This is a genomic window from Erythrobacter sp. (genome assembly GCF_039988855.1).
In the GTDB taxonomy this organism is placed as follows: domain Bacteria; phylum Pseudomonadota; class Alphaproteobacteria; order Sphingomonadales; family Sphingomonadaceae; genus Erythrobacter.
In genome coordinates, this window is sequence record NZ_JBDXIY010000019.1 from 162881 (window position 1) to 176937 (window position 14057).

Annotated in this window: 14 protein-coding genes; 8 read left to right on the forward strand and 6 right to left on the reverse strand. The window is 55.9% G+C overall.

Annotated features, from left to right (window positions below; genetic code table 11):
- Positions 1-152: 152 nt before the first annotated feature.
- On the reverse strand, positions 153-2441 hold the full coding sequence (lptD, locus tag ABJ205_RS12830; protein WP_348157135.1) for an LPS assembly protein LptD: 2289 nt from the start codon (positions 2439-2441) through the stop codon (positions 153-155).
- Between the two features lie 218 nt (positions 2442-2659).
- On the opposite strand from lptD, the gene ABJ205_RS12835 reads away from it, so the two are divergent.
- The 4 genes from ABJ205_RS12835 (at position 2660) to ndk (ending at position 5690) form a co-directional block, all read left to right on the forward strand.
- Positions 2660-4117 carry a leucyl aminopeptidase gene (locus ABJ205_RS12835; protein ID WP_348157138.1) on the forward strand — a complete coding sequence of 486 codons (1458 nt, stop codon included), beginning with the start codon at positions 2660-2662 and terminating at the stop codon, positions 4115-4117.
- Positions 4118-4165: 48 nt separating this feature from the next.
- The gene (locus ABJ205_RS12840) at positions 4166-4600 is read left to right on the forward strand and encodes a DNA polymerase III subunit chi (protein ID WP_348157140.1); all 435 of its coding nucleotides are present in this window, start codon (positions 4166-4168) and stop codon (positions 4598-4600) included.
- A gap of 22 nt (positions 4601-4622) precedes the next feature.
- Positions 4623-5132: a hypothetical protein gene (locus tag ABJ205_RS12845; protein WP_348157143.1), complete on the forward strand. Its 510-nt coding sequence runs from the start codon at positions 4623-4625 to the stop codon at positions 5130-5132.
- A 135-nt stretch (positions 5133-5267) separates the two neighbouring features.
- Complete coding sequence (gene ndk / locus ABJ205_RS12850; RefSeq protein WP_348157146.1) at positions 5268-5690, forward strand: nucleoside-diphosphate kinase; 423 nt, start codon at positions 5268-5270, stop codon at positions 5688-5690.
- Positions 5691-5747: 57 nt separating this feature from the next.
- Here the strand turns inward: ndk and ABJ205_RS12855 are convergent, their stop codons facing one another.
- The 3 genes from ABJ205_RS12855 to purM are packed head-to-tail and all read right to left on the reverse strand — an operon-like array spanning position 5748 to position 9020.
- The gene (locus ABJ205_RS12855) at positions 5748-6953 is read right to left on the reverse strand and encodes a sulfotransferase (protein WP_348157148.1); all 1206 of its coding nucleotides are present in this window, start codon (positions 6951-6953) and stop codon (positions 5748-5750) included.
- A complete protein-coding gene (gene purN / locus ABJ205_RS12860) occupies positions 6953-7930 on the reverse strand; it encodes a phosphoribosylglycinamide formyltransferase (protein WP_348157151.1) in 978 nt (325 codons plus the stop codon). Before purN ends, ABJ205_RS12855 begins: the two co-directional genes overlap by 1 nt.
- Complete coding sequence (gene purM, locus ABJ205_RS12865) at positions 7923-9020, reverse strand: phosphoribosylformylglycinamidine cyclo-ligase (protein ID WP_348157154.1); 1098 nt, start codon at positions 9018-9020, stop codon at positions 7923-7925. Before purM ends, purN begins: the two co-directional genes overlap by 8 nt.
- A 70-nt stretch (positions 9021-9090) precedes the next feature.
- Here purM and ABJ205_RS12870 point away from each other — a divergent pair, with 70 nt between their 5' ends.
- From ABJ205_RS12870 to ABJ205_RS12885, 4 genes are read left to right on the forward strand one after another with little or no spacing between them, the layout of a single operon-like run.
- Complete coding sequence (locus tag ABJ205_RS12870; RefSeq protein WP_348157156.1) at positions 9091-10383, forward strand: heavy-metal-associated domain-containing protein; 1293 nt, start codon at positions 9091-9093, stop codon at positions 10381-10383.
- 15 nt (positions 10384-10398) lie between these two features.
- Positions 10399-11040 (forward strand): ATPase, encoded by a 642-nt coding sequence (locus ABJ205_RS12875; RefSeq protein ID WP_348157159.1) that lies wholly within the window; start codon positions 10399-10401, stop codon positions 11038-11040.
- 41 nt (positions 11041-11081) lie between these two features.
- On the forward strand, positions 11082-11816 hold the full coding sequence (gene epsC, locus ABJ205_RS12880) for a serine O-acetyltransferase EpsC (protein WP_348157161.1): 735 nt from the start codon (positions 11082-11084) through the stop codon (positions 11814-11816).
- Positions 11816-12184 carry a DUF2794 domain-containing protein gene (locus ABJ205_RS12885; protein WP_348157163.1) on the forward strand — a complete coding sequence of 123 codons (369 nt, stop codon included), beginning with the start codon at positions 11816-11818 and terminating at the stop codon, positions 12182-12184. The genes epsC and ABJ205_RS12885 overlap by 1 nt, the downstream gene beginning before the upstream one ends.
- Positions 12185-12263: 79 nt before the next feature.
- On the opposite strand, the gene ABJ205_RS12890 is transcribed toward ABJ205_RS12885, so the two are convergent.
- Both ABJ205_RS12890 and ABJ205_RS12895 read right to left on the reverse strand, forming a co-directional pair.
- Entirely contained in the window at positions 12264-13193 is a 930-nt protein-coding gene (locus tag ABJ205_RS12890; RefSeq protein ID WP_348157166.1) for an SDR family NAD(P)-dependent oxidoreductase, read from the reverse strand.
- A 156-nt stretch (positions 13194-13349) separates the two neighbouring features.
- A complete protein-coding gene (locus ABJ205_RS12895; protein ID WP_348157169.1) occupies positions 13350-14033 on the reverse strand; it encodes an HAD-IA family hydrolase in 684 nt (227 codons plus the stop codon).
- Between the last annotated feature and the right edge of the window lie 24 nt (positions 14034-14057).

The window sequence follows — 14057 nt, forward strand, 5'->3', positions numbered from 1 at the left end:
CTATTTCCTCAACTACCAATCGCCGGCTTAACGCAGGCTGAGTGTTATTTGCCGAAGCCCTTAACCCCTTTTTGCCTCGCTGCCAACGCGTATGCGCGGTTTGTTAAGAGCTGTCTTGTTTCGCGGATGATAACGCGGGCATCGTTCGCAGCTTAACGGAAACCCAAATTGCGCAGTGAGAAAAAGACCTGAAAGCTGTTGCCTTCTTCCGCATCACCAAAACTGATGAAGTCGCGCCGCCAGGTGGCGCCAAATTCGATGCAGTCGTCGCGGTATGCAATACCCAACCTTGTGCGGATCGGTTCAAAGCCATCGGGGGTAAAGACCGGGTCTTCATCTTCATTGGTCAAGTTGAAAACACCGGACCCAAAAACCGACCAATTCCGGCCAATGGTAAAGCGCGCGGCGGCGCGCAACTCTTCGCGGTCAGCCAGATCTTCAACCGTTTGAATGTTCCGATTGAGCCTCAAATAGCCGAATTCGAGATAGTTTCGCTGCGAACCCACGGTTGCGTCAATTTCGTTTCGGCGTACGGCAAAGTTGTCTTTGTCGAGCCGGAAGCGGTGGGTGAAGGAGACAAAGTTGCGAAACCGCACTTCGGTCCTTCCAACAAAGTCAGAGAACTTGTCCGAAAGGCCTGTGCCGTCAGGGAAAATCTCTTCTTCATTGGTCAGGCGATACGATTGGCCAATGTTCGATTTTATCCGCCATCCGGGACGGTTGAGTTCCCAATCCACGCCGTATGTAACGCGCGCGCCATCCTCGACACGGTCGTATCCAGAGAAACGATTGAGGGCGAAAAGGTTTGAGTCTTCAAGGTCAATCGCACGGGCATCTTCGTTTGGCACAGCAAGGTTGCGGATCGGAGGGCTAGCAACAAATTGCACACGCGGGGTCAAAACCTGTGTGCCGCCAAACGCTTCCCCGACCAAAGGCCATTCAATATCAACCGCTGCGGTTGCAACGCCGCGCGCGGTCCACCCCTCGTTACCGCGATAAACCGCTGTCAAAGTCGATAGCGTATCATTCGTATTGTAAACATCGCCGCGCACAAGGCCGGTAAGCGTTACCAGCTGTCCAAATTCGGTGAGCGTGCGCAGATCCCACTTTGCCCCTGCAAAGGCGCGCTGCGTATCTTGGCCCTCGTCACGGATAAGGGCGAGCGAGTTCGCCTGAAATTGAAGTTGCCCGCCTAACACTTCATTCTTCAGGATGTTCCGGTAATCAATCGCTGGCAAGGCAAGAGGCACTTGCCCTTGATCCGCCGCGATCCGCAGGGTCTGCGTTGCCCAGCCTGCAAGGCTGAAATATGAGTTGTCGTCAATCCGCTCCAGATTGATCGTCGAACGCAAACGGTCATCGCGGCTTATGTCATAGCGGCGAAGGAAGGTCCGGTCAGAGGCGACCCGAACCGAACCTGTCAAAGTCCATTCGGGCGAAAATATGAAACGTCCATTGGCGAACAAATGGCCGCGCGGCTCGTTGGTTGTTGTTGGTGCAACACCAAAATTGGCAACCCTGCGGCTGCTGGTTGCGTATCCTGTGATTTGATACGCGCCTTTTTCCGTGAAATGCCGGAATTGCGCTTCGACCAATGGCGCTGCATTGGTGAAAACACGCCCGCCCAAGGTGAGATCCTTATTATCGGCAATGCGTGCGTAATACTCACCCGACAGCTCTAACCCGTTGACCTGATCGATGCGGAAATTGGGTGCGAGAAACCCGCTTTCAGCACGGCCATCGGTGCGAAGAGCAAGGCCGGGGAGGGGTAAGAGCCGCGTTCCGAAAATCTCCAACACTGCGCCGTCGAAACGAATGCGGCTTTCTACCGGGTCAAATTGCACCCTCTCCGCTGTGATGCGCCAGCTTGGATCGCGGGCGCATCCTTGTTCGTCAGTGACCGGACACGCAGAATAGGCTGCGTTGTTCAAAGTGACGATGCCATCTTCGCCGCGTTCAGCGGAGCGGGCAGCCAAGCGACCGCCGGTACGAAGAGCCAGCAAGAGTTCGTCCATTGCGCCCGCTTCAAAGGCGTCGTTGAGCTCGACCGTCTCAGTGAATACTTGATTGCCGGATTTATCAACAAATCGAACTGCGCCGGTGGCTGTGATTATGCCGGACTTACGGTCCCAAATAACTTCATCAGCGCGCACCGAAGCCTGTTCATTGCGCAATATCACATTGCCAATGGCTGTGACTGTGTTCGTCTCGGAATCGAAAGCCACTTCATTGGCTTCGAACTCAATCTGAGAGTTCGGTTCGGTAATTGTCTGAGCTTCTCGCGCTTCGGTAAGGGTAATTGGCTCGAAAATATCGCGCGAGCTTTTTTGACTTGCTAGCGATGGCAAATGCGCATTTTCGTAACCGATCTGCGCATCAATCTGTTCCTGGGATGGGCCATTATCGGTAGCGCGCTCCTGGGCGGCAAGCGTTGACGGCACGAAACAAGCCGCGATTATCGCAGCACTAGAAACGCGCCTACTTCGCTTCAACATGACCCCGAAAGCTCCCGACATGGCTTGCCTATTGCACCGCTCACGCCTAATCGCAATCGGGTTTAGAGGGATGGGAACTTTTCCCCCCAGTCAGGTGCTTATAATCGCCAGACAAAACGTTCATTTTACAGGCTCAGTTGGTGAGCCAATACGACGGAGCAAGCATGCAAATCGTCCTTACCCAAGCTCTTCCTACTCAAGCGGCTACCGTCGCAACAATCGTAAACCAAGGGACAATGCCCGATGGTTTTGACCCGGTATTGGCAGAAGGTGCCAATGCGTCACGCTTCAAAGGCACAGCGGGCCAAGTCTTTGAAGGATTTACGAGCTCGGACGGTAAGGCTGCACGTGTCGCCGTGGTCGGGGCCGGTGAGGCAAGCTCAGATAGTCGCCGCCACAACCTCGAGCGCGCAGGAGGGGCAGCGATTGCGAAATATCTGCGATCTGGCGAAACAGAATTGATTCTGGATCTCAGTCAGGCAAGCCTTTCTGCTGAGGATGCAGGCGCTGTCCTTTTAGGGGCAAAGCTTCGCAGTTGGGCACATGATGAATACCGCACAAAACTGACAAGCGACAAAAAGATCTCGCTTGAGACGGTCCATGTTGTCGGCGCACCAGAAGGAACCGATGCCGATTGGGAACGGGCGGCTGCGATTGCTCGCGGGGTGGAGCTCACCAAGAAGTTGGTCACTGAGCCTGCAAATATCGTTTATCCACAAAGCTTTGTCGCGCTTTGCAAAGAAGCTTTTGCGGGAACGGGTGCGGAACTGATCGTGCTTGGCGAAGCGGAAATGGCTGAGCTTGGCATGGGCGCACTTCTGGGTGTGGGCCAGGGCTCACGGCGCGAATCGCAATTGCTCGCGATCCGCTGGAACGGCGGCAATGAAGGAGATAAACCTTCTGTGTTCGTCGGTAAGGGCGTAACCTTTGACACCGGCGGTATCTCGATCAAACCCGCTCCGGGCATGGAAGACATGAAATGGGACATGGGCGGCGCTGGCGCAGTGGCCGGCGGCATGCTCGCGCTCGTCTCGCGCAAGGCTAAGGCCAACGTCGTGGGCGTTATGGGCTTGGTCGAGAACATGCCAGACGGCGATGCAATCCGTCCGGGCGATGTGCTCACTACGATGAGCGGTCAGACAGTGGAAGTGCTCAACACCGATGCCGAAGGCCGGCTTGTCCTGTGCGACGCGCTTCATTGGGCTCAAGAGACTTTCGACCCTGCACAAATCGTCGATTTTGCAACCCTGACTGGTGCGATGATCGTCGCGCTTGGCAATGAGCATGGCGGCTTGTTCGCCAATGACGATGCGCTGGCTGACAAGCTTTTGGCGTCGGGTAAGGCGACCAATGACAAGCTGTGGCGTATGCCAATCGGCCCTGCCTACGATAAGCTTATCAATTCACCCATCGCCGATATGAAGAACATTGGCGGACGCTGGGCGGGTTCCATTACGGCCGCGCAATTCCTGCACCGCTTTATCAAGAAGGGCACTCCTTGGGCGCACTGCGATATTGCGGGCATGGTGTGGTCGGACAAGCCGGGAGCCACGCACGAGAAAGGGGCGACCGGCTACGGCGCCCGATTGATTGATCAGTTTGTTGCGGACAACGCTGAATAGCCCGCTAATGCCTCGCCAATTGGGTGCGCTTGGTATAGCGTTGGGTTGATGAAAGTCGATTTTTGGCAGCTCTCGCGCGACCCGGTGGAAAAGGTCGTCGCTCTTATCGCGGCCCGCGTGATGGATGCGGGCGAGCGGTTGCTTGTGGTGAGTGCGTCGCCTGAACAACGCCAAACGATTTCACGCGAATTGTGGAAAGCGGGGCCAGATAGTTTCCTTGCCAATGGTGAGGCGGGCGCTGTGGGTTCGGAAAACCAGCCAATCCTGCTTTCCGAGACGCTCGATGCGCCAAACACAGCCAGTCATGTGATTTTTGCCGACGGCGAATATCGTGAACAATCGGGTTTTGAGCGCGTGTTCCTCCTGTTTGATGACAACACAGTTGAGGCAGCGCGCGGCATTTGGCGTGGGCTTGATGGAACAGATGATCTAGAGCGAGCGTTCTTTCGACAAGACGGCGGCAAATGGGTTAAGGTCGCGTAGACGCGAATTGGGGGAAATTGTTATGCGGATTTCGTTGATTGCATGCGCTGCGGCGGGCGCATTGGTGCTAACTGCCTGCGGGTCTGAGACTTCTGGTGAATTCACGACTGAAGAAGGTGAAACCGGGGAGTACATTATCGACCAAGACAGTGGCTCGTCCACTATGACCGTTGAAACGCCGGATGGCACGGTGAGTATGCGCTCGGGCGCCGATGTGACAGAGGAATTGCCCGCAGGTTTCACAATGGTGAGCGGTGCAAATGTTCTCAGCAACACGATTGTCGACCAAGGTGAAAGCAAGGGTAGCCTGACGACATTCCAATCTGACAAGAGCCCGGACGAAATCGTCGCACATTTCCGCGCCGAGGCGGAGAATGCTGGCATCTCCATTCAGATCGAAACGTTGATTAATGGCGGGAAGATGATCGGCGGAGAGAATGAGGACAACGGCACGACATTTTCAGTCAGTGCATTTCCCGGTGATGACGGTGTTGTAACCGGCCAACTCACGATCAGCGAACAGCCAGGTTAACCGACCGAACACTCTTCAAGACAAACCTTGAACTTGGCCTTGAACTTGGCCGCGCCCGGGGCTAGGGGCGCGCCAACCATTTTTGGTGCGCGGGCAACCCCTGCGCGTCCCTCTCTTAACTCAAGGAACAATCCAATGGCGGTTACCCGCACCTTTTCGATCATCAAACCTGATGCAACCAAGCGCAACCTGACAGGCGCCGTGACCGCTAAGCTGGAAGAAGCTGGCCTTCGCGTTGTTGCATCAAAGCGCATCCACATGAGCCAAGAGCAAGCCGAAGGCTTCTACGCGGTTCACAAAGAACGTCCTTTCTTTGGCGAACTCACCGAATTCATGATGAGCGAACCCGTTGTGGTTCAAGTCCTCGAAGGCGAAGACGCTGTAAAGCGCAACCGCGACGTCATGGGCGCAACCAACCCAGCAGACGCAGCCGAAGGCACGATCCGTAAGGAATTTGCTCTCTCCATCGGTGAGAATTCAGTCCACGGTTCAGACAGCGAAGAGAACGCAGCGATTGAAATCGCATTCTTTTTTGGCGACGACGAAATCGTCGGCTGATCCTCGACATCACACTTGTTTTGAAAGGGTCGTCCTGCGGGGCGGCCCTTTTTCGTTTTAGCTTTGTTTTGCGAAGCGTTCGAGCTGGGCGGAGTGATCATGGTGCGCGCCCTTGGCGCTTCCTCTCATTTGCTCAGCCATGGCCTTTTCGGCTTCTTCACTTAATGGAAGGCCAAGCTGATTGTAGCAGGCTTTGATCGCGCTCTGCCAATTGGCGTTCAGATCATCGAATTCAAGCTTTGCTATTGGGCCTTGCCAGTCGGCCAATGTATCAGCCATCCGGCGCTCTCGAAGGGTGATCTTATGCTCCCAGAGCGTTTCGATGGCGCTTAGATCGCAATGGTCGGATTGGATTGCCATTTGGTTTGCACATAAAGACACAGCGCTGCGAAAAACCGCTTCCCTGTCGCGGTGGGCCAGAACAAGACGCGCGCCCGGAAATTGTTCCAACATCGCGGGGAGGTCTTCCGCAAAGGCGGGAACTTTCATAACACGCGGTCTGTCGGCGTTACCCCGCATCGCTGCATCGGTCCGCAAAATCCGCGCAAACTCACGGTAAATCGGGGCGGGGCCGCGATCTTCGCTAAACGCGCTATAGCTGGGAATGTGCCACTGTGTTTCGTAGATCGAATGATGAAGCGCTGCTGAAATCCAGGCGAGTTCTTCTTCCACTTCGTCTGCTGCCATTGGATGAATTGACTGAAGCCAGGGGTTCAAAGCTCCCAGCATGGCGAGCTCCACCGACGACTTTACCCGGTTCATGCAGAAGCGAGACGGCACCGGGTGAAACGCATCTTGATAGCGCGTATGCGAATGGGCTGGATCTGCTGCCAATAGTTTGTGGATGCGCGTGGTACCGCCTCGCATATGGCCAATCACAATGACTGGATCAGCCAGTTTGGTTTCAAGCAAATGGGGTTGATCGCGCCATAGCTTGCCAAAGGCCAAACGGTTGCGGATCACTCTTACCAACTGCCCATATGCCATCGTTTGACCCAACGCGTTAAGCTGCGCCTCGTCTGTCACAGCTTGGCAGAGCTTTTCGAGCCTCAAGCGAAAGTCGGCGACTTCTTCTTCACTCCGCCCAAATGTCTCGGCATCTTTGGCTTGCGCAACTCCTTTTTGCGCGGCGGCCCACAATGCGGTCGGCGAAAGGTCGGGCGGTGGCAGCCACCCACGTTCCCATGCTTTTGTCAGAAACACATTCACACGATCTGCCAATTTGCCGCGCGACAAAAGGTGTTCGCGCTTTTGTGCGGCCATCAGAATATATCCGCTGCATCAAGCAGCTTGGTCAAACGCGCCGGCGCGCTGCTTCTCCAAGAACGGCCAAGCCAATCGGCGATATGGTCCCAATCGACATTTGGTCGATTGAGGATGAGCCCAACCCACCCGCTGGCACCGTAATAGTCGGGTTTGTAATAAACCTCGGGCTGTGTCTCCACGAGGTTGAGGAGTTCATCCATGCCGCTGGTCTTAACCAGCACTGCAATGTGCTGCGACCCGTAGTGTTGCTGGCTGAAATGGGCGAAAAACTTGCCCGATTTCTCCGTCCCAACCCGGAAGCCGGGCGAACCGTGGCTGGAACGCTCATGCGTTTCAGGAAGGGCAAGGGCAAGCTCGCGCAACTTTGAAAAAAGGAACTCTGGATCGTTCCCGCGGCTCACATAATCGGCAACCGCGCGCGGATAGAGCTGGTGCTCAGCGATTTTGACCCGCTGTGCGAGGGTTGCGGGCGTGTCGTCAGACGCAATCGCAACCCGGACTTGTGCCAAGACCTCGCCTGCATCCAATTCATGCGTCACCAAATGGACGCTTGATCCGGCATGACTGTCGCCTGCATCAATTGCGCGCGCAAATGTGTCGAGGCCTTTGTATTTGGGGAGCAGCGAAGGGTGGATATTCAGCATCCGAGCTTCCCAACGTTCCACAAATCCTTGGGACAAAATCCGCATATAACCTGCAAGGACGATATAATCCGCGCCTGCATCAAGAACGGCCTGTTCCATCGCCGCGTCTTGGTCTTCGCGTGAGTGCCCTTTATGCGAATGGGCAAAGGTAGGCACCCCCTCAATGGCCGCGAGGTTTAGGCCGTCTGCATCCTCAACATTACTTGCGACCAAAACAATCTCAAACGCAGCGTCCTTAAGGCGGCTGGCAAAGAGCAAAGCCGCCATATTGGTGCCCGTACCCGAGATAAAGACCGCGAGTTTGGCTTTGTTCAGAGGAGCATCAGCCAAGATGCGTGGCCTCCCACTCCTCGCGTCCACCCCAAGTGCCTTGAGAACCGCGTACAGTGCAACCCCGGTCTCCGGCCTCGATCGTGCCAACTTGGACGACGGTTTCGCCCGCCGCTTTCAACCGCTTTGTCACAGTTGCCGCTTGATCTGCGGCCACGCTAAGCACCATGCCAACCCCGCAGTTGAAGGTGCGCGCCATTTCTTTCGGCTCAATCGCACCTTGCGCCTGCAAGAAAGCCATCAAGCGCGGCTGATCCCAAAGATCAGCGTTCACCTGTGCATGAGCGCCCTTGGGCAGGATGCGCGGAATATTCTCAAGCAGGCCGCCGCCTGTGATATGTGCAAGACCGTGGACCAACCCCTCGCGGATGAGCGGAAGAAGGCTTGCGACATATATCCGTGTTGGCTCAATCAAAGCATCAATGAGCAAGCGATCAGGGTCAAACAGGGCAGGGCGGTCAAGTTTCCACCCCTTATCCTCAGCGAGTCGCCGGACCAATGAATAGCCATTGGAATGGACGCCAGAGCTAGCAAGTCCGATCAAAACGTCGCGAGCGGCCACTTTGTCTCCGGTCAATTGCTCGCCGCGCTCAACTGCGCCTACACAAAAGCCAGCAAGGTCATAATCGCCGTCAGCATACATGCCCGGCATCTCTGCGGTTTCGCCGCCGATCAACGCGCAGCCTGCCTGTTTGCAGCCATCCGCAATGCTCGCAACGACGCGCTCGGCAATGCCGTTTTCAAGTTTGCCCGTTGCAAAATAATCTAGGAAAAACAGCGGTTCGGCACCTTGGACGATGAGATCGTTCACGCACATCGCAACAAGATCAATTCCCACTGTGTCGTGCTTATCATACTCGATTGCGAGTTTGAGTTTGGTGCCAACTCCGTCATTGGCCGCGACCAAAAGCGGGTCTTTATACCCTGCTGCCTTTGGGTCGAAAAAGCCGCCAAATCCGCCAAGCTCACTGGTCGCGCCAGGACGCGCTGTGGCTTTGGCTAGGGGGGCAATGGCTTTGACTAGAGCATTGCCTGCTTCGATCGAAACGCCTGCATCGGCGTAGGTGTATGATGAATTTTTTTCGTCCATTTTTTGCGCTTTACCCCTTTGGGCTTGGAATTCCACGCTGGTTTGGGCAAAGACTGACAAGATTTCCCCGATGACGGCAATTTCGCACCCTTCAGGCCCAATTTCGAGAGCCTCTTTCCGCGCCCGCTGGGTGGTCGCGATTGTGTTGGCGCTTGCCTTTCTTGCCGGTGGATATGCGCTTGTGTTGGCGCAGGTTTCTGGCGATCGAGGAATCGCTCCGACCGCATCGAGCGCCGATATCGAAGTGCGCGGAATTGAAGTTGACGTCACCGGCGACAATGCGGCGGATGCACGCAGCAAAGGTTGGCGCGAGGCGGCACGCAAGGCATGGGCACAAGCGGGCGGTCCGGCGGTCTCCGATGATCAACTTTCGGGCTATGTCGCAGCAATCGTTATTCAACGCGAGCGCTTGGGGCCGAAACGCTATGTTGCGACATTGGGCGTTAGCTTTGATCGGCAAAGAGCTGGCCGAATTCTGGGCGGGGCCCGTTCAGGCCGCTCATCGGCTCCAATGCTGCTTATGCCAGTTGTGGTGAGCGGGGGGAGCTACACCGCTTTTGAGGTACGCAATCCATGGCAAAGAGCGTGGGCCGAGTTCAATCCCGGCACCAGCCGCATCGATTATGTAAGACCAACCGGCGCAGGAGGCGACTCGCTGCATTTGAACTTTGGACAGGCCGGACGCCGCAGCCGTGCATGGTGGAGATTGACGCTTGACCAATATGGTGCGGCCGATGCCCTTATCCCAATCGCCAAGCTTGATCATCAATTTCCCGGTGGCCCGATTACGGGCACATTCACTGCTCGTTACGGCCCGGATAGCCTCTTTCTCGATAGCTTTACCCTAAATGCAAAGGGACCCAGCGAACTGCCCAAAATGCTTGGCGAGGCAGTGGACCGTGTTGACCGAATTTACGAACAAGCCTTGGTCGATGGGAAACTTCAGCCCGATCCCACCTTGCGTGTTGGCGGTTCAGGTCAGGTGGACCCCGCGATTGCGCGCTTGATTGAGATTGGCCGGGCAATCGAGGCACGTGACCGCGCTCAGGAACAAGCTACAGCTGCGGCGATTTCGCCAGAGACCCCGCGTCCAAACACGCAGACGCCTGTTCCCACCACGGCGGCATTGAACAGTTTCACAATTCAGTTTGCAACGCCTGACCCTATGTCATTCGATGCAAATCTCTCGAGCGTTCGCCAAGTGCCCGGCATTCGCGGTGTCTCAGTCACCAGCACGGCTATGGGCGGGACTTCAGTCATGCGAGTGAGCTTTGCCGGGGAACTTTCGGCCCTTGCTGCAGAGCTTCGCTCGCGCGGGTTTGCCGTGAATGAGGGCGCAAACGCGCTTGCCATTAGCCGCTAAGAGCGTTGACGTTGAATGTCTCCAGCAAAAGACCATCCATCGCAAATTGCACTCCCACTTTCGATTGCGGGGGGCGTTAATTCGCACCGTATTGTCGTTGGTAATGCAAATGCAGGGATTGTGGATGCCCTGCGCAACCCTGACCATTGGCCCTTCCGTGCAGCCGTCCTAACCGGTCCGACCCGTTCGGGTAAGACACTACTGGGACGATGGGCAAGCGCCCAAGGGATCGAAGTCGTTGATGGCGCAGATCAGCTTGATGAGGCGGATGTATTCCACCGTTGGAATTCGGTTCAGGACGGGGGGTCAAATGCGGGCCAATCCTTATTGCTGATTGCGAACGTGACACCGTGGGACGTGACCTTGCCAGATCTTAAATCGCGACTTGGTGGTTCGCTCCATCTTGCCATCGGCGAGCCAGACGACGCCATGGCGGCAGAATTGATTGAAGCGCATGCCGAGGCGCGCAGCCTTTCTTTGGCAGAAGGAGCCGCCGAATATCTGGTGCCCCGCACAAGGCGCAGTTTTGCAGATATTGAGGCGCTTGTTGCGACAATCGACCGCATAAGCCTTGAACGGGCCCATCCTGCCACCATGTCTGTCTGGCGCGCAGCGTTAGAAGCTCTGCATGGGCCGCCCCAAGCAAAACTGCTGTAGTCAAATTTGCAATTGCGCCAGTTTGGTGGGAGAATCCTCACATGTTCACGAAGCTCAAATCCTATTTGGACTCGGTAAAAGAGCGCGACCCTGCGCCGCGTTCGCGTTGGGAAGTCTTGCTTTACCCCGGCGTTTTGGCACTCGGATTTCACCGCATTGCGCATTGGCTGTTTAACGCCAAGCTGTTCTTCCTTGCGCGTTTCGTAAATCATTTCAGCCGTTTGTTGACGGCGATTGATATTCATCCCGGCGCAAAAATCGGGAAGAACTTTTTTATCGACCATGGCTTTACCGTGATCGGCGAAACCGCTGAGATCGGCGACAATGTGACGATCTATCAATGTGTGACACTTGGCGGGACCAACCCCACCAACGGTAAAGGGGGAAAACGCCATCCCACGCTTTGTGACAATGTGATCATTGGTTCCGGCGCGCAGGTTATTGGCCCCATCACCGTGGGCGAACGCGGGCGCATTGGCGCCAATGCCGTTGTCACAGATGATGTGCCTGAAGGCGCAACGATGGTCGGGTTGAAGGCCCGTTCCACCCTTCTGCCTGCTGAAGAATGGATTAAAGAATTTATCCCCTATGGCACGCCGCTTGGCATGCAGTGCGAGGATGAAGAGGGCAATACGGTCGACTGCATCGAAAAGCTTGAAAGCGAACTTCGCGCGATGAAAGCAGAGATTGCGGTTCTTAAAGAGGCGCACGGGCGATCTGCAGATTCTGTACAAGGCACATTTGACCTTGATAAGAAAAGCGGGACCGCTGACTGATGAGCGCAGGGCTTGGACCGGGTAAAACCGGCCAAATTGTTGCATTTCCGGGCAAGGGCTCTGCAAGCCAAATTGGGTTTGAGCGCGAAGAGCTCCAACGGATATTGGACCTATATGGCCGAATGGTCGCCGCCGGAGAATGGCGCGACTATGCGATGGACTTCGACCGCCACGCTGCGACCTTTTCCGCCTTTCGCCGCGCAGCAGAACGCCCCAATGCCCGCGTGGAAAAGCGCCCAAGCCTTCGCGGTAAGCAAGGTATGTACACGCTTTTTGGCGAACATGGCCAAGTGCTCAAGCGCGGGTCAGACCTCTCTAACGTCCTTGCCCCGATGGAACGCCGCCTTGTGAAGGCGGTTGACGATTAGGTCACCATGAAAACGGCCCCCGCACATTTCTGTGCGAGAGCCGTGAAATTTCAAGCCAGTTTTTGGCAAAGCGGCGGAATTACCCCCGCGTGCTGGAAGGTCCGGTGCCGGTCACTTTCTGCATCGCTTTGAGGATTGCGCCTGACTGCTCGGAACCTGACTGCGGGGCGATCAGGTTTGAGAAGTCGCTAATGTCGCTCCAGCGGTCGGCAAAGCCTTCGACTGTGCGCTCACCATCGGGAAGCCATACGGCGTCGTTCATCACAACCCATGAAGAGTGGAAACCGCCAGCGCCAGCGCCGACGATGGCGTTGGTTGGGGCATCTTCGCTCACGAGGTAAAGCGCGGCAGGAACCACGTTTACTGGATCGAACAGTTTGAAGGCTTCTTCTGGGAAGAGGTCTTCGGTCATGCGCGTGCCAGCAACAGGTGACAATGAGTTCACACGGATGTTGTACTTCGCGCCTTCAAGTTGGAGCGTCTTGGTAAGGCCAGCAAGTCCCAGCTTCGCCGCGCCGTAGTTGGCTTGACCAAAGTTACCGAACAGGCCGGTTGACGATGCAGTCATCAGGATGCGGCCATAACCTTGCTCACGGAAGGTTTCCCAGCATGCCTTGGTAACGAAAGCGGAACCGGTGAGGTGAACTTTGAGAACGAACTCAAAATCATCAGGGGTCATTTTCGCGAAAGTCTTATCGCGAAGAACGCCGGCATTGTTGATCAGGACATCGACGCGGCCCCATTTTGCTTTGGTGTCCGCGACCATTTTTTCCATTTGGTCATATTCGGTGACGCTGCCGCCATTGGACATGGCTTCGCCGCCCATAGCTTCGATCTCTTTGACGACTTGAAGAGCCATGTCAGAGTGGCCAGTACCGTCGCGCGAACCGCCAAGGTCGTTGACGACAACTTTCGCACCGCGGCGAGCAAGCTCAAGCGCGTATTCGCGGCCCAGACCGCCGCCGGCGCCGGTTACGATGGCTACCTTGTCTTTGAAGTCGATGCTCATGGGATCGTTCCTTTCCGTACAAATTTGTTTTTCGTTCGAGGGGGACGGGCTTTACGTGCCCGTAAACTCAAATATGGACGCTGCGTGGCAGGATTCTTGTTGCGTTGCAACAGGGGGATTTGTTGATGCGCGCTGCCGTAGCGTCAGCTGGGCGACCTAGAGTGCTTCTAGGGCGGAAATAAGACCGCCGAGCGAATCAATCACGCTATCTGCGCCAAGGTCATGGGGCGGCTTGTCGCAATATCCGTATGCCGCGCCAATGACGGGAACGCCTGCCGCTTTGGCCGCGTTTACGTCATATGTGCTGTCGCCGACAAAGGCGAAGCTGCCGCCGCCGCAGATCTCTTGCGCTTTCAAGATGGGATCGGGGTGGGGCTTTGCGAGGAACTGCCCATCGGCACCTTTGCCCAGCGAATTGCCCCCAATGACGCCCTCAAACGGCGCGATAAAATCGATCTGCGTGAGGATAGAGCGGGCGAATTCTTCAAACTTATTGGTCACCACGATCACTTTGACGCCGCGTGCTTTCAGTTCGTCCACGACTTCGCGGGCGTGGGGATAGGGGCGCGTGTGGACGGCGTTGTTTTCGGAATAGAAGCCAAGCATCTTTTTATAGAGGACCTTGAATTCATCCGCCGGAAGCCCGCCTTGCGCATCGACCGCCTTGGAAAGCATGATTTTCGCGCCGCCACCGATTAGATCTTTGGAGCTGTCCACTGGCACACGGTCAAACCCGCCAAGCTCCAATGCAAAATTCACCGCTTCGCCAAGATCTCGGAAGCTGTCGACAAGGGTGCCATCGAGGTCAAAACCGACGGTTGAAAAGGGAAAATCGCTCATATTGGGGCGTGGTTGAAGGATCGG

Excerpts from the sequence above, each read along its gene's own strand:
- ABJ205_RS12835 (WP_348157138.1), top strand. The coding sequence starts at position 2,660 with ATGCAAATCGTCCTTACCCAAGCTCTTCCTACTCAAGCGGCTACCGTC.
- ABJ205_RS12840 (WP_348157140.1), top strand. The coding sequence starts at position 4,166 with ATGAAAGTCGATTTTTGGCAGCTCTCGCGCGACCCGGTGGAAAAGGTC.
- ABJ205_RS12845 (WP_348157143.1), top strand. The coding sequence starts at position 4,623 with ATGCGGATTTCGTTGATTGCATGCGCTGCGGCGGGCGCATTGGTGCTA.
- ndk (WP_348157146.1), top strand. The coding sequence starts at position 5,268 with ATGGCGGTTACCCGCACCTTTTCGATCATCAAACCTGATGCAACCAAG.
- ABJ205_RS12855 (WP_348157148.1), bottom strand. The coding sequence starts at position 6,953 with ATGGCCGCACAAAAGCGCGAACACCTTTTGTCGCGCGGCAAATTGGCA.
- purM (WP_348157154.1), bottom strand. The coding sequence starts at position 9,020 with ATGGACGAAAAAAATTCATCATACACCTACGCCGATGCAGGCGTTTCG.
- ABJ205_RS12870 (WP_348157156.1), top strand. The coding sequence starts at position 9,091 with ATGACGGCAATTTCGCACCCTTCAGGCCCAATTTCGAGAGCCTCTTTC.
- ABJ205_RS12875 (WP_348157159.1), top strand. The coding sequence starts at position 10,399 with ATGTCTCCAGCAAAAGACCATCCATCGCAAATTGCACTCCCACTTTCG.
- epsC (WP_348157161.1), top strand. The coding sequence starts at position 11,082 with ATGTTCACGAAGCTCAAATCCTATTTGGACTCGGTAAAAGAGCGCGAC.
- ABJ205_RS12885 (WP_348157163.1), top strand. The coding sequence starts at position 11,816 with ATGAGCGCAGGGCTTGGACCGGGTAAAACCGGCCAAATTGTTGCATTT.
- ABJ205_RS12890 (WP_348157166.1), bottom strand. The coding sequence starts at position 13,193 with ATGAGCATCGACTTCAAAGACAAGGTAGCCATCGTAACCGGCGCCGGC.
- ABJ205_RS12895 (WP_348157169.1), bottom strand. The coding sequence starts at position 14,033 with ATGAGCGATTTTCCCTTTTCAACCGTCGGTTTTGACCTCGATGGCACC.